This window comes from Streptomyces sp. NPDC052020 (genome assembly GCF_040680575.1).
Classification (GTDB): Bacteria; Actinomycetota; Actinomycetes; order Streptomycetales; family Streptomycetaceae; genus Streptomyces.
Genome location: NZ_JBFAWY010000003.1, coordinates 107,045 through 125,897 on the forward strand (window position 1 = coordinate 107,045; position 18,853 = coordinate 125,897).

Annotated in this window: 17 protein-coding genes, 1 tRNA gene and 1 pseudogene; 9 read left to right on the forward strand and 10 right to left on the reverse strand. The window is 73.1% G+C overall.

Features of this window, described 5'->3' with window-relative positions:
• The 3 genes and pseudogenes from AB0L74_RS03775 to AB0L74_RS03785 all read left to right on the forward strand — a co-directional run.
• Window positions 1-399 (forward strand): annotated as a pseudogene (locus AB0L74_RS03775) (AraC family transcriptional regulator); the annotation flags it as partial.
• Between the two features lie 168 nt (window positions 400-567).
• Complete coding sequence (gene orn, locus AB0L74_RS03780) at window positions 568-1,170, forward strand: oligoribonuclease (protein ID WP_029385787.1); 603 nt, start codon at window positions 568-570, stop codon at window positions 1,168-1,170.
• Between the two features lie 114 nt (window positions 1,171-1,284).
• Window positions 1,285-1,357, forward strand: a tRNA-His gene (locus AB0L74_RS03785).
• 83 nt (window positions 1,358-1,440) lie between these two features.
• On the opposite strand, the gene AB0L74_RS03790 is transcribed toward AB0L74_RS03785, so the two are convergent.
• Entirely contained in the window at window positions 1,441-2,289 is an 849-nt protein-coding gene (locus tag AB0L74_RS03790; protein WP_365645230.1) for a helix-turn-helix transcriptional regulator, read from the reverse strand.
• A gap of 22 nt (window positions 2,290-2,311) precedes the next feature.
• The gene (locus AB0L74_RS03795) at window positions 2,312-2,839 is read right to left on the reverse strand and encodes a DUF6879 family protein (RefSeq protein WP_365645232.1); all 528 of its coding nucleotides are present in this window, start codon (window positions 2,837-2,839) and stop codon (window positions 2,312-2,314) included.
• Between the two features lie 249 nt (window positions 2,840-3,088).
• Between AB0L74_RS03795 and AB0L74_RS03800 the strand changes: the two genes are divergently transcribed.
• The 3 genes from AB0L74_RS03800 (at window position 3,089) to AB0L74_RS03810 (ending at window position 5,012) form a co-directional block, all read left to right on the forward strand.
• Window positions 3,089-4,339: a helix-turn-helix transcriptional regulator gene (locus tag AB0L74_RS03800; RefSeq protein WP_365645234.1), complete on the forward strand. Its 1,251-nt coding sequence runs from the start codon at window positions 3,089-3,091 to the stop codon at window positions 4,337-4,339.
• 131 nt (window positions 4,340-4,470) lie between these two features.
• Window positions 4,471-4,812, forward strand: a complete 342-nt coding sequence (locus tag AB0L74_RS03805) for a hypothetical protein (protein WP_365645236.1) — start codon at window positions 4,471-4,473, stop codon at window positions 4,810-4,812.
• On the forward strand, window positions 4,809-5,012 hold the full coding sequence (locus AB0L74_RS03810; protein WP_365645238.1) for a hypothetical protein: 204 nt from the start codon (window positions 4,809-4,811) through the stop codon (window positions 5,010-5,012). Before AB0L74_RS03805 ends, AB0L74_RS03810 begins: the two co-directional genes overlap by 4 nt.
• Before the next feature lie 42 nt (window positions 5,013-5,054).
• Here the strand turns inward: AB0L74_RS03810 and AB0L74_RS03815 are convergent, their stop codons facing one another.
• From AB0L74_RS03815 to AB0L74_RS03835, 5 genes are all read right to left on the reverse strand, one after another.
• Window positions 5,055-6,110 carry a LacI family DNA-binding transcriptional regulator gene (locus tag AB0L74_RS03815; RefSeq protein ID WP_365645240.1) on the reverse strand — a complete coding sequence of 352 codons (1,056 nt, stop codon included), beginning with the start codon at window positions 6,108-6,110 and terminating at the stop codon, window positions 5,055-5,057.
• A 175-nt stretch (window positions 6,111-6,285) separates the two neighbouring features.
• Window positions 6,286-7,743 (reverse strand): GH1 family beta-glucosidase, encoded by a 1,458-nt coding sequence (locus AB0L74_RS03820; protein ID WP_365645242.1) that lies wholly within the window; start codon window positions 7,741-7,743, stop codon window positions 6,286-6,288.
• A gap of 178 nt (window positions 7,744-7,921) precedes the next feature.
• The gene (locus AB0L74_RS03825; RefSeq protein WP_365645244.1) at window positions 7,922-8,845 is read right to left on the reverse strand and encodes a carbohydrate ABC transporter permease; all 924 of its coding nucleotides are present in this window, start codon (window positions 8,843-8,845) and stop codon (window positions 7,922-7,924) included.
• 14 nt (window positions 8,846-8,859) lie between these two features.
• The gene (locus AB0L74_RS03830; RefSeq protein WP_365645246.1) at window positions 8,860-9,852 is read right to left on the reverse strand and encodes a sugar ABC transporter permease; all 993 of its coding nucleotides are present in this window, start codon (window positions 9,850-9,852) and stop codon (window positions 8,860-8,862) included.
• A gap of 530 nt (window positions 9,853-10,382) precedes the next feature.
• Complete coding sequence (locus AB0L74_RS03835; protein WP_365645248.1) at window positions 10,383-11,705, reverse strand: extracellular solute-binding protein; 1,323 nt, start codon at window positions 11,703-11,705, stop codon at window positions 10,383-10,385.
• Between the two features lie 497 nt (window positions 11,706-12,202).
• On the opposite strand from AB0L74_RS03835, the gene AB0L74_RS03840 reads away from it, so the two are divergent.
• Window positions 12,203-13,246, forward strand: a complete 1,044-nt coding sequence (locus tag AB0L74_RS03840) for a LacI family DNA-binding transcriptional regulator (protein WP_365645250.1) — start codon at window positions 12,203-12,205, stop codon at window positions 13,244-13,246.
• 143 nt (window positions 13,247-13,389) lie between these two features.
• Window positions 13,390-14,814, forward strand: a complete 1,425-nt coding sequence (locus AB0L74_RS03845) for a GH1 family beta-glucosidase (RefSeq protein ID WP_365645252.1) — start codon at window positions 13,390-13,392, stop codon at window positions 14,812-14,814.
• A gap of 140 nt (window positions 14,815-14,954) precedes the next feature.
• Here the strand turns inward: AB0L74_RS03845 and AB0L74_RS03850 are convergent, their stop codons facing one another.
• Together AB0L74_RS03850 and AB0L74_RS03855 are read right to left on the reverse strand one after the other, a co-directional pair.
• Window positions 14,955-15,824, reverse strand: coding sequence for a fused MFS/spermidine synthase (locus AB0L74_RS03850; RefSeq protein ID WP_365645254.1), 870 nt, complete (start codon window positions 15,822-15,824; stop codon window positions 14,955-14,957).
• Window positions 15,825-15,890: 66 nt separating this feature from the next.
• Entirely contained in the window at window positions 15,891-16,328 is a 438-nt protein-coding gene (locus AB0L74_RS03855; protein ID WP_365645542.1) for a hypothetical protein, read from the reverse strand.
• A gap of 313 nt (window positions 16,329-16,641) precedes the next feature.
• Here AB0L74_RS03855 and AB0L74_RS03860 point away from each other — a divergent pair, with 313 nt between their 5' ends.
• Window positions 16,642-18,054: a hypothetical protein gene (locus AB0L74_RS03860; RefSeq protein WP_365645256.1), complete on the forward strand. Its 1,413-nt coding sequence runs from the start codon at window positions 16,642-16,644 to the stop codon at window positions 18,052-18,054.
• Window positions 18,055-18,096: 42 nt separating this feature from the next.
• Here the strand turns inward: AB0L74_RS03860 and AB0L74_RS03865 are convergent, their stop codons facing one another.
• On the reverse strand, window positions 18,097-18,696 hold the full coding sequence (locus AB0L74_RS03865) for a histidine phosphatase family protein (protein ID WP_365645258.1): 600 nt from the start codon (window positions 18,694-18,696) through the stop codon (window positions 18,097-18,099).
• Window positions 18,697-18,853: the final 157 nt, after the last annotated feature.

Genomic DNA, 18,853 nt, shown 5'->3' on the forward strand with positions numbered 1-18,853 from the left:
ACGTCGGACTACTCGGTGGACGAGGTGGCGGGCCGCTGCGGCTTCCGCTCACCGGTGGCCCTGCGGGGCCACTTCCGCCGCCAGCTGGGCTCGTCCCCGGCCGCCTACCGGGCCGCCTACCGGGCCCGGCGGCCCCAGGGCGACCGGCAGGGCGACGGGGAGGGCGGCACGGCCACCGCGCCGGCGGCGACCGCGGCCCCCGGGCAGGCGCCGCACGCCGGGCAGCCCTCCGGCCCCCTCCCCGTGGACGGGGCGATGCCCTACCAGGCCCGCCGCACGCCGGCCGGCCCCGTCGGATCGCCGTCCACGCACGCGCTGACGGCACCGGTCGCGCCGGAGCACGGCCGGGAGTACGTGCCCAGCCGGGCGAGCGTGCCGGGGCCGCGCAGCGCCACCTGAGAGCGGGCGCGGACCCCGCGACGCCGGACGGGACGGCACGGTCCGCCCGTCCGGCGTCGCACCGTCACCGCCGCCCGGGCCGCGGCGCGGCCCCGGAGCGGCGGTGACCGTACGCACCGCCCCCTGCCGGGGGGCTCTCTCCCGGCACGTCCGCCGTAGGGTGTTCGCATGAACGATCGCATGGTGTGGATCGACTGCGAGATGACCGGCCTCTCGCTGTCCGACGACGCGCTCATCGAGGTGGCCGCCCTCGTCACCGACTCCGAGCTCAACGTGCTCGGCGACGGCGTGGACATCGTCATCCGCCCGCCGGAGCGGGCGCTGGAGACGATGCCGGAGGTGGTGCGTCAGATGCACACCGCCTCCGGGCTGCTCGCGGAGCTGGAGAACGGCACGACGCTGGCGGACGCCGAGGAGCAGGTCCTGGCGTATGTGAAGGAGCACGTCAAGGAGCCCGGCAAGGCGCCCCTGTGCGGCAACTCCGTCGGCACCGACCGCGGCTTCCTGCTGCGGGACATGCCGACCCTGGAGGACTACCTCCACTACCGGATCGTCGACGTGTCGTCGATCAAGGAGCTGGCCCGCCGCTGGTACCCGAGGGCGTACTTCAACAGTCCGCAGAAGAACGGCAACCACCGCGCGCTCGCCGACATCCGCGAGTCCATCGCCGAGCTGCGCTACTACCGCGAGGCCGTCTTCGTCCCGCAGCCCGGCCCCGACTCCGACACCGCCAAGGCGATCGCGGCCCGCCACGTCCTGCCCGCCGAGTAGGCGGCGCGGGGGTCCGGGAAGGGGCGCCGCGAAAGCCGTGCGCGAGCACCCCTTCGGACCCTGTACACTTTTTCTCGGCCGGTCAGGGAAAAACTTCCCGGACCACCGGTCATGGTGGGTGTAGCTCAGCTGGTAGAGCACCTGGTTGTGGTCCAGGATGCCGCGGGTTCGAGTCCCGTCACTCACCCAGAGTAACCAGCCGGTGACCTCGTAGAGAGGTCACCGGCTGGTTTCGTTTACGCCCACGTCGTCGTGTCCGCAAGGTAGCGCTTAGCGCAGGGCTTCGATCGCGCGCAGCACGAGTGTCCGCGCGTCCGCTCCGTACACCGCCATGCCGCGTAGCTGCTCGAACGCCCGTAGGTACATCTGGACCTCGGACGGCTGGGTCACCCGGACCCGAGCGGTCATCAGCTCCACCGATACCAGCTCGTCGTCGTAGACATGGAAGAGTTCCTGGGGCCACAGCGTCCGCCGCACGCTCTTGGGGATGATGCCGAGCGACACCGACGGCAGCGCGCCCGCGGTGAGGAGGTAGCCGAGTTGGGCGGCCATCGCGTCGGCATCGCCCAGGTGGTGGTAGAGCACGCCCTCCTCCACCACCATGACGAAGCGGCGCCCAGGCTGGTGGATGATCTGATTGCGCTGCGCCCGAGCAGCCGCTGCCTGGTCGGCGTCGTGGGGAATCTCCAGCAGCTCGGCGACGCCGGAGAGCACGGCACGGGCGTACCCCTCGGTTTGGAGAAGGCCCGGGATGAGGGTGGGCGAGTAGATGCGGAACAGCCGGGTGGCCTGGAAAAGCTCGATGTAGCTGTTCTGGAGGCGCTTGAGCCCGGCGCGCACCTGGCGCCGCCACTCCATGTAGGCCGACTCCGCGTCACGCGACTGGGCGATGATGTCGACCGCCTGGCCCTCGGCGCCGCAAGCGTGGCACCAGCGGCGGATGTCGTCGGGCGTGGGCGCTGTGCGGGCGTTCTCCAAACGGGACGTCTTGGGGTGGGTCCAGCCGCACCGCTTGGCCAGCTCCGTCCCGGTCAAGCCTGCGTCGGCGCGCAGGTCTCGCAGGCGTCGCGCGACGCGCTCGCGCGCGGCCTGGGCCGAGGTGGACGGAGAGCTGGCCATGCTGCGGCTGGACCCTTTCGAACTAGCTGATCTTGTACTCGTCGTGCGGGATCGCCCGCTGCCACACCGCCTCGAAGGCTTCGGCGCACAGGCGGGCCGCGGCCGGGTCCTCGCTGATCTCACCGGGGGCGCTGGCGCCGTCGCCGGTGAAGTGGTTCCACCGGATCAGGCGACCGTCGATCAGCCAGAAGTCGTTGCCGGGCAGGCAGAGGTCGGACGCGCGCCGACGCGGCAGCCACCGTACGTCCTCGCCGGCGGCTACATTCACGACGGTCCCGGCGTGCTCGTACCGGATGTAGTCGCTGACCGGCTCGGACACGATGCGGGCCCGACGCACGATCACACCGCGATCGACGGTGCGGCGGATCAACCGCGTCCACGGCGCCCAGTACGGCGACTCGGGGTCGTCGTCGACTTCGCCGGTCGCCCGCCAGCGAGCGAGCGCGTCGGCCTCGGCGGCGACCCCGTAGGAGTCCCGCATTTCCAGGTGGACGGCCGACCGGTGGGCGCCGTCCAGCAGTTCAGCGAAGCTGGGCACGTTCTGCGACATCGCACGCCTCTCTCGGAATCGGGCACCACACGGCCGGGCTCTCTCCCTGCCCCGTGCCGGGTGGATCCCGATGACCGTAGTGCCACTGCGGCCACCACTTCACATCGCGGCCTGGCTCGGCGCCGCCGTCGCGCCCCCTGCCGCTCTCGCGGGCGCGGCCCCAATGGAACGGCTCCGTAAGGGCCTTACCGACACATACCCACGACCAGGCGTACCGTTCCAAGTGGATGTAAGGAACGGAGACAGACTGTGCCGAATCCCACCCACACATCAGCGGACCTTCCTGGCAGCCGCCTCCGGAACCACCGTCTCGCCCGAGGGCTCACCCAAGAACAGCTCGCCGAGCGAGCCGGTCTCAGCCTCGCCGTCGTCAAGAAGATCGAACGGGGTGGCATCGGACGCTTGGACACCTACCACGCACTCGCCCGCGCCCTCCGCGTGAAAACGTCCGCGCTGTTCGAGCCCGGGGCGCCCCACGCCACCACGCGGGCGGACGACGACAAGGTGGACCTGATGCCGCTCCGGCAGGCCATCACGCCACCGATCGCCGCCTCAGGCCGACTCCTCCTCGGCGACACCGTCGAACCCGACCTGGACCTCGCCAACCTCCGCGCGACCGCCAAAGCCCTCGCCACCTCGTACTACGGCGACGACTACGGCCACATCAGCCAGTTCCTCCCGGCCCTCATCACCACCGTCCGCCAAGCCGTCGACCACTACGACAACGGCCCACACCACACCGAAGCGCTGAAGCTGCGCTCCGACGTCCTCCAGACCGCCGGCCGCTATCTGACTCAGGTCCGCGCGTACGATCTCGCGCACGCGGCGCTCAGGGACGCGCTGTTCGACGCGGCGGCGGCTGACGACCAGGAACGGGCCAGCGCGGCCGTCTACCTCCAGGGCTGGCTGCTGATGCGGCAGGGGCGGCTGGACGAAGCCGAGCGGCTCGCCCTGGCGACCGCCGACAATGTCGAGCCTCGCATCTCCCGTGCCACGCGCGGCCAGCTCGGAGTATGGGGCCGTCTGCTGGTGCGTGCCTCGTCTGCCGCAGCCCGCAACAACCGGCCGAGGGAGGCCCGGGAGATGCTGCGCCTGGCGCGTACGGCGGGGGCGGCGCTCGGCGGCGGCGTAGCCTCCTACCCGTACGGCTGGGGCAAGTTCGACTGGTCGACGGTCGCCTTCCAGGCGGTGGAGAACCAGGTGGTGGCTGACCAGCCGAAGAGGGTGATCGGGTTGTCGGCGAGGGTCTCGGCAGCGGGCGTCACAGCCAGCGCGAACACATGGAACCGGCACCAGTTGGACGTGGCCCAGGCCCATGTGATGCTGCGGCAGGCCGACGAGGCGACGGAGGTGCTGGCCGCTCTGCATCTGGAGGCGCCGGAGTGGCTGCGGCACCAGCAGATGGCGGCGGCCACGTTCGAGCAGTCGCTGCGGGTGTCGGGGCGGCGTCGGCTGACGCGGAAGCAGCAGGAGTTGTCGGCCTTCTTCCAGGTGGCGTAAGGGTCATGTTCCGTAGCCGTCCAGGGACGCTGGGTCACTGAACGGCTACGGAACATTTCTGTTGGAGTGGCGGACCTCTCCGTAGCTTCGCGTGTGTGAAACGGATTACCGCGACCGTGGAGGCCCCAGCCATGCCGAGCGACACCGTGAGCAGCGTGCGCGAGATCCCGCCCGAGGCTATGGACCTGCTCGCGCTGCCGACGTTCGACCTCCTGTCGCCGGATCAGGCCCGTGGCGCGGTGTGTCTGTGGTGCCCGGAGCGGCTGACCGTGGAGACGGCCGTCGACCTCGGTGAGCAGACCGATCCGGAGGACGGCCGATGGTGGCCGCGCGCCTGCGGGCCGTGCGTCGGCCGCCGGGCACACGCCGCGCTCTACACCCACGTCACGGTGTGCGAGCCCTGTGTGGATGACGTCGGGCGGTGCGAGACCGGCCTCGCTCTGTCCCGGCTCGTGAGGGGGCACCGCCGGTGATCACCCGGACCACCATGAGCCCGGCCCCCGTCCTCGGGCTGCTCCCGGCCGAGCCCGACCCGGTGGCGGGCTGCCCGACCTGCCGGGACCTCGCGCACCAGCGGGAAGAGGCTCGGGCCGCCGGCGACGGCTCACGCGTCTCGGACTGCAACGTCCTCATCCGCGCCCACCCCCACGGCCCCCGCCCCAGCGGCCGGTGACCTCGCACAGACGTCCCGGCCGGAGGGTGCGCGATGTGCCGGTCACGACGAGTGGCGGACGACCAGTTCGGTCGGGAGGACCACCTGCTGCCGCTCCGGTCCCCGGGAGAGCGCCGGGCGGCGGTCGGCGATCTCGTCGAGGAGGAGGCCGATCATCCGGCGGCCCATCTCGTCGATCGGCTGGCGGACGCTGGTCAGCGGCGGGTCCATGTGGCGGGCGATGGCGGAGTCGTCGTAGCCGACGAGGGCCACGTCGTCCGGGATGCGGCGGCCCGCCTCGCGCAGCACCTGGCGGGCGCCGGCCGCGGTCACGTCGGAGGCGGCGAAGACCGCGTCCAGGCCGGGGTGGCGCTCCAGCAGGGCGGCCATCGCGCGCCGGCCGCCCTCCTCCGTGAAGTCCCCCGGCTCGATCAGCCCCTCGTCGGCCGTCCCTCCCGCGTCGAGCAGCGCGTCCTGGTAGCCGTCGACGCGGCGCTGGGCGCCGTAGACGTCGAGGCGGCCGGTGATGTGGGCTATCCGGCGCCGCCCCGACGCCAGCAGGTGCTCCACGGCCGAACGGGCGCCGCCGTAGTTGTCGGAGTCCACCGACGGCAGCGACTCCGCGGCCGACCGCGGGCCGCTGATCACCGCGGGGATCTCCAGTTGCGCCAGCAGGTCCGGCAGCGGGTCGCCGGCGTGCACCGAGACCAGCAGGACGCCGTCCACCCGGTGCGCGGCCAGGTACTGGGCGAGCCGCCGCCGTTCCCGGGCGCCGCCCGCGAAGATCAGCAGCAGCTGCATCTCGGTCTCGGACAGCTCCGCGCCCACGCCGCGCAACATGTCCGAGAAGTACGGCTCGGCGAAGAACCGGGTCTCCGGCTCGGGCACGACCAGCGCGACGGCGTCCGTGCGGTTGGCGGCCAGGGCGCGCGCGGCCGTGTTGGGCACGTAGCCGAGTTCGGCCACCGCCGCCTCGACGGCGGCCCGCGTCGCGTCGCTGACCCGGGGCGAGCCGTTGATCACGCGGGAGACGGTGCCGCGTCCCACGCCGGCGCGGGCGGCGACCTCCTCCAGGGTCGGCCGCCGACCGCCCCGGCTCCGTTCACCGTTGACCGCCATCGCCGCCTCCCGTCCGCAGCCTTCAGGCCAGGAATGTAACAGCCGGGCCCGTGCCGCACCCGCCCCCGTCGTCCTCCGTCACGACGGAACGTCGCCGTCGGAGGGCACGGGAGCGGGCGGGGGCGCGTGGGGGCGCGGCCGGCGGCGGTGGCGCCGCCGCGCCCGGGGGCGGGTGTCAGCCCCGCGCGGCGGCGTCCGGCAGCGCGTTGCGCCGGATCACCTCGGCGTACCAGCGGGCGCTCGCCTTGGGGATGCGGCGCTGGGTGGGGTAGTCCACGTAGACGGCTCCGAAGCGCTTGGAGTAGCCGTAGGACCACTCGAAGTTGTCCAGCAGGGACCACAGGAAGTAGCCGCGCACGTCGGCCCCGTCGGCGACGGCCCGCCGCACGGCGTCCAGGTGGGAGTGCAGGTAGGCGATCCGCTGCGGGTCGTTGACCTGGCCCTCGGGGGAGACGTAGTCGTCGAAGGCGGCGCCGTTCTCGGTGACCATGAGCGGCAGCCGCGGGTGCGAGGCCGCGAGGCCGGTCAGCAGGGTGTGCAGTCCATTGGGGTCGATGGCCCAGTTCATCGCCGTGAGATCGTCGTTGGCCAGGTGGAAGGCGACGTGCTCGGAGCCGGTCCACGGCGAGTGGTCGCTGGCGCCGTGGCCGTCGTTCCGGGTGGCGCCGCGGCCGTCGGCGGGCAGGGAGACCACGGTCGGCGAGTAGTAGTTGACGCCGAGCACGTCGATGGGGCGGGAGATCTCGGCCAGGTCCCCGTCCTGTACGAGCTGTCCCCAGTCGACGATGTGCGCGGTGTCGGCGAGCAGGTCCTCGGGGTAGGCGCCGTCCAGGATCGGGCCGGTGAAGATCCGGTTGCCGACCGCGTCGATGCGGCGGGCCGCCTCGGCGTCCTCGGGGCTGCCGGTGAGCGGGCGCACCTGGTGCAGGTTGAGGGTGATGGAGGTCTGGGCGGAGGCCGGCAGCACCGAGCGCAGCGCCCCGACGGCCCGGCCGTGGGCCAGGTTGAGGTGGTGTGCGGCGCGCAGGGTGGCGGCCGGGTCGGTGCGCCCCGGGGCGTGCACGCCGGAGCCGTAGCCGAGGAAGGCCGAGCACCAGGGTTCGTTGAGGGTGGTCCACACGCCGATGCGGTCCCCGAGGGCACGGGCCATGATCTCGGCGTAGTCGGCGAAGCGGTCGGCGGTGTCGCGGTGCGGCCAGCCGCCCGCGTCCTCCAGTTCCTGGGGCAGGTCCCAGTGGTAGAGGGTGGCGACGGGGGTGATCCCGGCCTGGAGGAGCTCGTCGGTCAGGCGCCGGTAGAAGTCCAGGCCGCGCTCGACGGCGGGACCGCGGCCGGTGGGCTGGACCCGGGACCAGGAGACGGAGAACCGGTACGCCTTCAGGCCGAGCTCCTTCATCAGCGCCACGTCGTCGCGGTACCGGTGGTAGTGGTCGGCGGCGATGTCGCCGGTGTCCCCGTTGCGGACCTTGCCGGGCGTGTGGCTGAAGGTGTCCCAGATGGAGGGGGTGCGGCCGGCCTCGGTGGCGGCGCCCTCCACCTGGTACGCGGCGGTGGCGGCGCCCCAGACGAAGTCCGCCGGGAAGGAGAGGTCCGTGGCCGGCCGGGCAGTGGTCTCGGGTCGTACGGTGGTCATGGTGAGAACGCTCCCAAGGTGGCGTGAGGGGGCCGGACGGGGGCCGGCGGCGGGGGAAAAAGCGGTCGGGCGCGCGGGGGGCGCGGCGGGTCCGGTACGGCCCGGATGCGGGGCGTGGCGGGCCGTACCGGACGGGGGTGGGTGCGCGGGCCGGCGGATCGGTGGCGGCGACCCGGCGTCAGCCCTTGACGGCGCCCGTCATGATGCCTCCGACGATCTGCTTGCCGAAGACCACGAAGACCAGCAGCAGCGGCAGGGTGCTGATGAGCGCGCCGGCCATGACGATGCTCTGGTCGGGGGTGTAGGAGGCGCTGAGCTGGCCCAGCGCCACCTGGATGGTGGGGTTCTGCTGGTTCAGCGCGAGGAAGGGCCAGAAGAAGTCGTTCCACGCCTGCACGAAGGTGAGCATGCCGAGCACCATCATCGCGGGCCGGGCCGCGGGCAGGACGACGCTCCACACGATGCGGAGGTTGTGCGCCCCGTCCACCTTGGCCGCCTCGATCAGCTCGTAGGGCAGGGCCTCCAGCAGGTACTGGCGCATGAAGAAGACGCCGAAGGCGCCGACGAGGGTCGGGAAGATCACCGACTCCAGCTCGCCGCCCCACCCGATGTCCGACATGATCATGAACAGCGGAACGACACTGAGCTGCGGGGGGATGGTCAGGGTGGCGATGACCGCGGTCATCAGCACGCCGCGGCCGCGGAAGCGCATCTTGGCGAAGGCGTAGCCGGCCAGGGTGCAGAAGAACAGCGTGGCCACGGTGATGCTGCCGGCCACGATGACCGTGTTGACGATGGCCTTGCCCAGGTTGGCCTGTTCCCAGGCCGCCTCCAGGTTGCTCAGCAGCCGGCCGCCCGGCAGCAGCGGCGGCGGGGAGTCGAGGACGCGCTGCTGGTCGTGCGAGGCGGCCACCAGCGTCCAGTACAGCGGGAAGATCGAGCCGAGGCCGACGACGGCCAGGGCGATGTAGGTGAAGGGGCCGCCCTTGAGCTGGCCGCCGGCGCCGATCTTGAAGCGGCTGCGGCCCGGGCCCGCGCCGGCGGCGGACGGTGCCGGGTCCAGGTCCGGCGCGGCGGTCTTGGTGGGACTGGTCGTAGTCATCGATATCGCTCCCGTCAGACCGCGTTCTTGCGCACGTACCGGCCGACGATCCAGTTGATCAGGGCGATGATCAGCAGCAGCACGAGCATGGCCCAGGCGACGGCCGCGGCCGGACCGAGGTGGCCGAGCTTCCAGCCGTAGTTGAAGAGGTAGATGCTGAGGGTCTCGTACTGGTGTTCACTGCCGCCCACGGCTCCGAGCGTGCCGCCTTGCAGCAGCAGCGGCTCACCGAACAGCTGGAGGGAGCCGATGGTCGAGATGACGATGGTGAACAGGATCGTCGGCCGCAGCGAGGGGATGGTCACCTTGAGGAACTGCTGCCAGCGGTTGGCCCCGTCGATGGAGGCCGCCTCGTACAGGTCCGTCGGCACGGCCTGCATGGCCGCCAGGTAGATCAGCGCGTTGTAGCCGGTCCAGCGCCAGATCACGATGACCGAGATGGCGATCTTGGACGTCCAGTGCCCGTTGCCCCAGTCGATGTTGTCGACACCGAAGAAGCTCAGCACCCAGTTGAGGATGCCGCCGTCGGCCCGGAAGACCAGGGCGAAGACCAGGGCCGCGGTCGCCACCGAGGTGGCGTACGGGGTGAGGATCACCGTCCGCCAGAACGTGCTGGCGCGCAGCTTGTAGTTGAGCAGGTGGGCCAGGCCCAGCGCCATGAGCAGCTGCGGGACGGTCGAGATGACGCCGATGATGAAGGTGTTGCTGACGGACGTCCAGAACTCGGAGTCCTGGAGGATCGTGGCGAAGTTGTCCCAGCCGACCCATTCCGACTGGTCGAGGCTGGTCATCTCCACCCGGTGCAGGGCGATCCACCCGGTGTAGAGGAGCGGGTAGAGCCCGAAGGCGCCGAAGATGAGGAAGAAGGGGGCGATGTACGCGTACGGCGACACCTTGTCGTCGAAGCGCCACAGCCGCGCGCGCCAGGCGCTGCGTCCGTTCGGCGCGCCGCCGGAACCGCCGGTCGGCGGGGTGTGGGCGCCCCGTGCGGGGGTTGTCGTTGCCACGGAGGGAATCCTTCCCTGGGAGGTCTCGGCCGGGTAGGGGGCGGGGCGGAAGACGAGTCACGGGCCGGGCGCCCGTCCCGGCGTCCCCTGCGCGGGCCGCCGTGGTGGCGAGCGGTCCGCGGCGCGGCCTGACGTGCGTGCGGTGCTGAGGCCCGGCCGCCGGATGCCGGGCCCGCGGGTCCGGGCGCCGGGGCCGGGCCCGGTCCGCCCGCCCGTCGGTCGCGGATCGCCCGGGCCCGGATCGCCCGGGCCCGGGTCGCCCGGGCCCGGGTCGTCCGTGCCGGGGCGGGGTGAGGCCTCCGCCGCGCGGCGCGGCGCCGGAACGTGCCGGGAGCCCGGCCCGGGTCGCGCCGCGAGCCGGGAAGGACACGGCGCCGCGGCGTCCGGTGCGTGCTGCCGGACGCCGCGGACCGGACCGGCGCTCGGCGGCCGGCCCCCGGCGGGGGCGGCCCCGCGCGAAGCGGGACCCCCGTACGGTCCCGTACGCCCGAGCGCGGTGCGGGCGGCCCGCGGGCCGCCCGCACCGGGTGTCAGCCGATCACCTTGTCGATCTCTTCGGTGGCGGACTCCCAGGCGTCAGCGGGCTTGGTGCCCCGCTGCTCCATGTTGTTGATCTCCCGGGAGATCGTGTCCTTGATGGTGGCGTCCTTCGCGCCGAGCACCGCCTCGGGGATGGACTTGGCCTCCTCGGCGTAGAGCTGGCCGACCGGGGCGTTGTTGAAGTACGGCAGCTTCCCGTTCTTCACGTCGGGGAGCTCGTAGGCCTTCTGGTTCGACGGGAAGATGCCGGTCGCCTTGAACACGGCGGCCTGCTGCTCGGGGGCGGTCAGCCACTTGACCAGCTCGATGGCCTCCTTGACGTGCTTGCCGCTCTTGGGGACGGTCAGGAAGGAGCCGCCCCAGTTGGCCGCGGTGGAGCCGGGCGAACGGGCGATGTCCCACTTGCCCTTGTAGTCGTCGCCGGAGTAGGTCGCGATCTGGGCGGACATCCAGGCCGGGCAGACCACGGTGGCCACGCTGCCCTTGCGCAGCGCCGCCTTCCAGGGGTCCTGGAACTGGGCCAGGCCCTGGGTCAGCTTCTTCTCCGCGGCCTCGGCGGCCAGGTCCCAGCCCTGCTTGACGGAGGCGCTCTCCTTGTAGATCGCCTCTCCCTCGGCGTTGTAGTACTGCTCCGGGGAGGAACTGACGACCGCGTTGAACATGGCGCTGGCGGAGTCCATGAAGTAGGTGCCGGCGGGCGCCTTCTTCTTGTACTGCTCACCGAGCTTGATGTAGTCCTCCCAGCCGCCCGCGACCGCCTTGGCGACCTCCTCGCGGTCGGTCGGCAGGCCCGCCTTCTCGAAGAGGTCCTTGCGGTAGCACAGCGACATCGGGCCGATGTCGGTGCCGGCGCCGATGACCGCGCCGTCCTTGGTGGTGGCCTGCTTCGCCTTCCAGGGCACCCAGTCGCCGACGTTGATCGAGTCCTTCAGGTCGGTGAACTTGTCCGCCTGGGTGGTGACGATCTCGGTGATGCGGCCGACCTCGATGGCGGTGACGTCTCCCAGGCCGCTGCCCGCGTTCAGCTGCTGAAGGAGCTTCGGGTAGTAGTCCTGCTCGTTGGCGGCGACCTCTTCCTTCACCGTGATGTTCGGGTGCAGCTCCTGGTACTTCTCGAACAGACCGGCTTCCTTGTAGCCGAACTGCCCGTAGTCGGCCACCGTCAGCGTGATCTTGCCGTTGGAGTCCGCGGCCTCGTCCGAGCCGCCGTCGTCGCTGCATCCGGTGAGCAGCAGGGCCGAGGCCGTCAGGGCCGTCGTGGTCAGGGCCGCTGCTCTGCGGCCACGACCGCCGCCGGTGCGGGTGATGCGCATTCCACTACTCCTTGTTCCAGTGGCGAACGGGACCTCAGGATTCAGACCGCCGGAGCCCGGCGATCCGGACCTGCCCTCTCGGTTCGAGCAGCGGCCAGGCCCACAGCACACGAGGTGCGGTGCGAAGGGAGCTGGTCAACGATGTGTCATCTGAGGCGGAGGGAAGGGCCGTTGGTGGTTCTGCCGACAGGGGGAGAGAACCCCCGGACCGACCGTGGGACCGCTCCCACGCGGCATGCCGGAAGACTCCTTGCTGCCGGGCCGGGTGTCAAGACTTGAAAACGGCGTTGTTGCGCAAGCGTGTTCCGCACGTCACGGGAATGTGTCGCCCCGCCGCGTCCCATTCCCCGGCCCCCGGCTCATCCCGTGTGTCGTTTCCGCAGGTCAACGGCCGAACTCCCGTCTGCGGCAGGGCATCTGAGCGGCCCGTGAAAGCCACCGGCCGGTTTTCTGGGTGAGAATGACGCGAGCCCCCACTGAACGCCGGAAGGTGAACGATGAGCCCTGCCGAACAGCCGCCCGCGACCGCGGGCGTCCGGCGCCCGACCCTGAACGCCGTGGCCGCCCGCGCCGGTGTCGGCCGCGGCACGGTCTCCCGGGTGATCAACGGCTCCCCCAAGGTGAGCGCCCGCTCCCGGGCCGCGGTGGAGCAGGCCATCGCCGACCTCGGCTACGTTCCCAACCGCGCCGCCCGCTCCCTGGTCACCCGCCGCACCGACTCGGTGGCCCTGGTCGTCCCCGAGGCCGAGACCCGGCTCTTCTCCGAGCCGTACTTCCCGGAGATCATCCGGGGCGTCTCCGCCCGTCTGGCCAGCGCCGGCATGCAGTTGCTGCTGGTCCTGGCGGACGACGAGAAGGAGTACGAGCGGCTGGCCGCCTACCTGTCCGCCCAGCGGGTGGACGGCGTGCTGATGATGGCGGTGCACAGCGACGACACGCTGCCGGACCGGCTGGAGGAGCTCTCCGTGCCCACCGTGCTGGCCGGCCGGCGCAGCCACCGGGAGCGGCTGGGGCACGTCCGCGCGGACAACGGCGGCGGCGCCAGGAGCGCGGTCCAGCACCTGCTGGCGCGGGGCCGCCGGTCCATCGGCACCATCACCGGGCCGCTGGACATGGACGCCGCCCAGGCCCGTCTCGACGGCTACCGGGACGCGCTGGAGGCCGCGGGCATCACCGTCGAGGAGGAGCTGATCGCCCACGGCGACTTCACCGAGGAGGGCGGCCGGGCGGCCATGCGGGAGCTGCTGCGCCGGCGCCCCGGCCTGGACGCCGTCTTCGCCGCGTCCGACGTGATGGCCTCGGGCGCCGTGCTGGAGCTGCGCGCGTCCGGCCGGCGGGTGCCGGACGACGTGGCCGTCGTCGGCTTCGACGACTCGATCGTGGCCCGGCACATCGATCCCCCGCTGACCAGCGTCCGCCAGCCGCTGGAGGAGATGGGCCGCACCATGGCCGGCCTGCTGCTGGACGAGATCGCCGAGCGCGGCACCGGCCACCGGGAAGTCGTCCTGCCGACGCAGCTGGTGGTGCGCGAATCGGCCTGACCCGGGGCACCCGGCCGCACCGCGCGGGACCGGCCGCGCCCCCGCGACCGGTCCGGCCCGCGCGACTGGGCGACGCGGCCCCCCTTCCATTGTGGGAGCGCTCCCATGCATAATTGGCGCCCTCGACTCACGGGAGCGACTCCATGTCTGACCTGATGGCCGCAACCTTCCCGCCCGCCTTCCTCTGGGGCGCCGCGACCTCCGCGTATCAGATCGAGGGAGCGGTGCGGGAGGACGGCCGTACACCGTCGATCTGGGACACCTTCAGCCACACTCCGGGCAAGACGGAGGGCGGTGACACCGGTGACATCGCGGTCGACCACTACCACCGCTACCGCGACGACGTGGCGCTGATGGCGGAGCTGGGCCTGACCGCCTACCGCTTCTCCGTCTCCTGGCCCCGGGTGCAGCCCACCGGGCGCGGTCCCGCCGTCCAGCGCGGCCTGGACTTCTACCGCCGCCTCGTCGACGAACTGCTCGCGCACGGCATCAAGCCCGCCGTCACCCTGTACCACTGGGACCTGCCGCAGGAGCTGGAGGACGCCGGCGGCTGGCCGGAGCGGGACACCGCCTACCGGTTCGCCGAGTACGCGCAGATCGTCGGGGAGGCCCTCGGCGACCGCGTCGAGCAGTGGATCACGCTGAACGAGCCGTGGTGCAGCGCCTTCCTCGGCTACTCCTCCGGGGTGCACGCCCCGGGCCGCACGGAGCCGGCCGCCGCCCTGCGCGCGGCCCACCACCTCAATCTGGCGCACGGGCTGGGCACGACGGCCCTGCGCTCGGTGATGCCGGCCCGCAACTCGGTGGCGATCAGCCTCAACTCCTCCGTGGTCCGCCCGCTGTCGCAGCGGCCCGCGGACCTGGCGGCGGCCCGGAAGATCGACGACCTGGCCAACGGCGTCTTCCACGGCCCGATCCTGCACGGCGCCTACCCGCAGTCGCTGCTGGAGGCGACGGCGTCGCTGACGGACTGGTCGTACGTCCACAGCGGCGACCTGGCGGCGATCCAGCAGCCGCTGGACGCGCTGGGACTCAACTACTACACGCCCACCCTGGTGTCGGCGGCCGAGTCCGCCCCGCCCGGTCCGCGCGCCGACGGCCACGGCTCCAGCGACCACTCGCCCTGGCCGGCCGCGCAGGACGTGGCGTTCCACCAGACGCCGGGCGAGCGCACCGAGATGGGCTGGACGATCGACCCGTCCGGCCTGCACGAGCTGATCATGCGGTACACCCGTGAGGCGCCCGGCCTGCCCCTGTACATCACCGAGAACGGGGCCGCCTACGACGACAAGCCCGAGTCCGACGGCCACGTCCACGACCCGGAGCGCATCGCCTACCTGCACGGCCATCTGTCGGCGGTCCGCCGCGCCATCGCCGACGGCGCCGACGTCCGCGGGTACTACCTGTGGTCCCTGATGGACAACTTCGAGTGGGCGTACGGCTACGGCAAGCGCTTCGGCGCCGTCTACGTCGACTACGTCACCCTGGAGCGGATCCCGAAGTCCAGCGCCCACTGGTACGGGCAGGCGGCCCGGACGGGGAAGCTCCCGGAGATCGGGGAGCGGTAGGAGCCTCGGGGGGCGAGGGAGCGGGGGCGGCGTCCGAGGATGCCGCCCCCGCTCGGCATGCGGGAGAGCGGGTGCCGGGGTGCGCGCCGGACACGTCGGGCCGCCTCCGGGTGGGGGCCGAAAGTCGCCGAACCGCCGCGTCAGCGGAAGACGGACGGGGGCGGCGCCGGTGACGCCACCGCCACGGCGTCCGTCACGGGCGCCGCCCCTCCGGTGAAGTCGGTCAGCGCCTTGCCGTGCTCCACGCGCGCGGGATGCGGGTCGGACGCGGCGCGGCGGGTCAGTTCGGCGACCGGCAGCGGGTGAGCGGAGGCGACGAGGACGGCGTTGCCGAAGCGCTTGGCGCGCAGCACGGCCGGGTCGGCGATCAGCGCGAGTTCGGGGAAGCGGGCGGCGGCGGTGGCGATCTGACCGCGCAGATGGGCCAGCGGCGGGCCGTCGGCGAGGTTGGCGGCGTACACCCCGCCCGGTGCCAGCGCCCGGCGGACCTCGTCCAGGAACTCGGCCGACGTCAGATGGGCCGGGGTGCGGGCCCCGCTGAACACGTCCGCGATGACGAGGTCCGCCCATCCGTCGGGCACCTTGGCCAGCCCGTCGCGGGCGTCGGCGGACCGCACCCGGATCCGGGCGCCGGGATCCAGCGGGAGCTCCCGGCGGACCAGCTGGACCAGGGCCGCGTCGCGCTCGACGACCTGCTGGGTGGAGCGGGGGCGGGTGGCGGCGGCGTAACGGGCGAGTGTGAGGGCGCCGCCCCCGAGGTGCACGGCGCGCACGGGCCTGCCGGGCGGGGCGGCCAGGTCGATGACGTGCCCGAGGCGGCGCTGGTACTCGAACGACAGATACGCCGGGTCGTCCAGGTCGACGTGCGACTGCGGCGCCCCGTCGATCAGCAGCGTCCAGGCGCGCGGCCGGTCCCGGTCGGGTATGAGCTCGGCGAGCCCTCCGTCGACCCGCTCGGCGACGGTCCGCTCCGCGCCGCGCCCGCGCCGGGCGTTCCTGGACTTTCCCATCCGGCCATTATCGCGGCGGGCGGACGCGCCGGGCGGTCCGGCCCGGCGGGCGGCGGCCCGCCGCGCTCAGCAGCGGCTGTCCGCCGCCTCGATCAGCCGGGCGGCCTCCCCCAGGGCGGCCCGCAGCACGGCCGGGTCGGTCGCCGGATCGGCCTCTCCGGGGGGCACCAGCCAGTCGGAGCCCCCCAGCGGCGGCACGGGCGGCAGGCTGAGGCCGCGGCCGTCGGTCTCCGTGCAGGTGCTGCCCGGCACGTCCCACGCGGCGGCCGTGCCCGGCGGCACCAGGAAACACAGGGTGTCGCAACCGTCGTCGTGCAGGACGGGGCCGACCGCGTCACCGGCGCCGCGCCGCAGGATGTCGACCGCCTCCAGGCCCTGGCGCGTCGGCACGGTGACGACGTCGCAGACGCCTTCGGCGCCCGGCGGGGCGCTGCCGCGCGGGGCGGGCGCGTGGGCCGCCGCCGACGGCGGTCTGCGATGGTCGTCGATCCGGCTGGTGTCCATCCGGCCCTTCACCACGAAAGCCTCCTCGGACGAGCGATCGGGAGTCGGGGGCCTCCCGGCCCGGGGGGTTCAACGTCTCCGGGCGCCGGCGGCTACGGGCGCGGACGCGGCAAAGCATGGCGGTTCATGGCAGATGACGGCCGGGAGGCGCCGTTTGCCGGCAAACCTCGCGTGGCGGCCCGGGCGCGGCGGTACGTTCGTGCCCGCCGGAATCAGGGGCGTCTCGGGTGACTCACGGGCGACTCACCCGTTATCAGCCTGAATCGTCCCGGTTTCCGGCATGGTTCGACGGTTCGCATGAGAGGACCCGGCCATGACATCGTCCACGGTGGCCTCCGGCCGGCCCGACCGGCCGGCGCAGCCGAATCTGGTCTTCCGGCGGCTGCGCGGGAAACGCTCGCCGGCCGAGTTCGCGGCGGCGGTCCGCCGGGCCGCCCGGGAGATCGGCGAGCGGGTCAGCTGTGACGCGCGGTACATCGGCCGGGTCGAGTCGGGCGAGATCCGCTGCCCGAACTACGCGTACGAACGCGTGTTCCTACACATGTTTCCCGGCCGCACCCTCACCGATCTGGGGTTCGCGCCCCGCTCGTCCGTCCGCGGTCGCGGGGCCCGGACCGGCGGCTGGACCCGTGGCCCCGGTGATCCGCACGACCCGAACCAGCCGCACCATCCGCACCCCACGTACCGCCCGCACGACAACCACGAGGAGAGCGACGTGCTGCGTCGCGCATTCATGACCGGCGGCGCCACGGTGGCCGCCGCCTCCCTCAGCCCCCTGGGGCTCGCCCTCGACGCCGCGGCGGCCCAGCGCCCCGTGCGCCGGGCCGGGGCGAGCGACGCGGGCGCGCTCGAGGAGACCGTCCGCAGGATCCGGCTGCTCGACGACCGCCATGGCGCCGACGGACTCTACCGGCGGGCGGCGGCCCCGCTGCGCGCCGCGTACGCGCTGCTGGACGCGGGCGCGGCCCGGCAGACGACGACGGACCGGCTGGCCGCGGGCGCCGGTGAACTGGCCCTGTCGGTGGGCTGGCTGGCGCATGACTCCGGCCGCTTCGCCGACGCCCGCTCCCATTACGCGGAGGCCCTCGCCACCGCCCGGACGGCCGGGGACACGGCCCTGGAGGCGCACGCCTTCTGCAACACGGCGTTCCTCGCGCGGGACGCGGGCCGGCCGCGTGAGGCGGTACGGGCGGCGCAGGCGGCGCAGCGCGTCGCCCGCTCCCTCGGCTCGGACCGGCTGCTGGCCCTGCTCGCGCTGCGCGAGGCGGGCGGCTGGGCCGGGCTCGGCGACGGTGCCGCCTGTGCCCAGGCGCTGGCCCGGGCGCGGACCCTGCACGAACGGGGTCCGTGCGACGCCGATCCCGAGTGGATGAGCTTCTACGGGGACGCCGAGCTGGAGGGGCTGGAGGCGCAGTGCTGGTCGGCGCTGGGCGCGTGGCGGCGGGCGGCGCGGCACGCCCTGCGGGCGGCCGGTGCGCAGGATCCGCACTTCACCCGGAACACCGCTCTGTACTGCGCCGAACTGGCCGACGACCTGGCCCGGGACGGACGGCCGGACGAGGCGGCGGCGGCCGGCGGGCGAGTGCTGGGGCTGCTGGCGGAGGTGCAGTCCTCGCGCGTGCACACGATGCTGGCGGGCACCGCCCGCGTGCTGCTGCCGCACCGGCGCGCTCCCGGCGTGGCGGAGTTCCTGGACCGGTACGCGGCGCTGCGGCGAACGGGCTGAGCGGCGCGCGAGGGCGCGAACGGCGGACCGTCCCCGGGGGCGTCACTCCCCGGCCAGGTGCCCCAGGTCGTTCCAGCTCTCGATCGCCGGTTCGCCGTACGCCCAGCCCAGGACCGACAGGGAGGTCGGGTTCAGGCGGATGCGGGCCGCGAAGTCCAGCGGCAGGCCCAGCCACCGGGCGCCGATCGACCGCAGGATGTGGCCGTGGGCGAAGACCAGGACGTCGCGGTCCCGCTCGCGCGCCCACGCGACCACCTCGTCGGCGCGCGCGGTGACGTCGGCCGGGGTCTCGCCCCCGGGCACGCCGTCGCGCCAGATCAGCCAGCCGGGGCGGACGGCCTGTATCTCCGCCGGGGTCATGCCCTCGTACGCCCCGTAGTCCCACTCCATGAGGGTGTCCCAGGGCTGGGCGCGGTCGCCGAACCCGGCGAGTCCGCACGTCTCGCGCGCGCGGGAGAGCGGGCTGGTGCGGATCTCGGCGTCCGGCAGGCCGTCGAGCGGCGACCGGTGCAGGCGCTCGCCGAGCAGCTTGGCGCCGCGACGGCCCTCCTCCAGGAGCGGCACATCGGTCCTGCCGGTGTGTCTGCCGGACAGCGACCACTCCGTCTGTCCGTGCCGGGCCAGCAGGATGCGCGGTGCCATGGGGGACCTTTCCGGGTGATTTTCGGGCCGAACCCTTCCATCATCGCGCACGGCGTGCGTGGGCAACCCGGCGGGCGATCTTCGCGTCTATCCGGTCCGGGGGCGCCCCGGGAAAGGGGCGCACGTTACGCCGTAGAGTGACACGACCGGTCTGCCG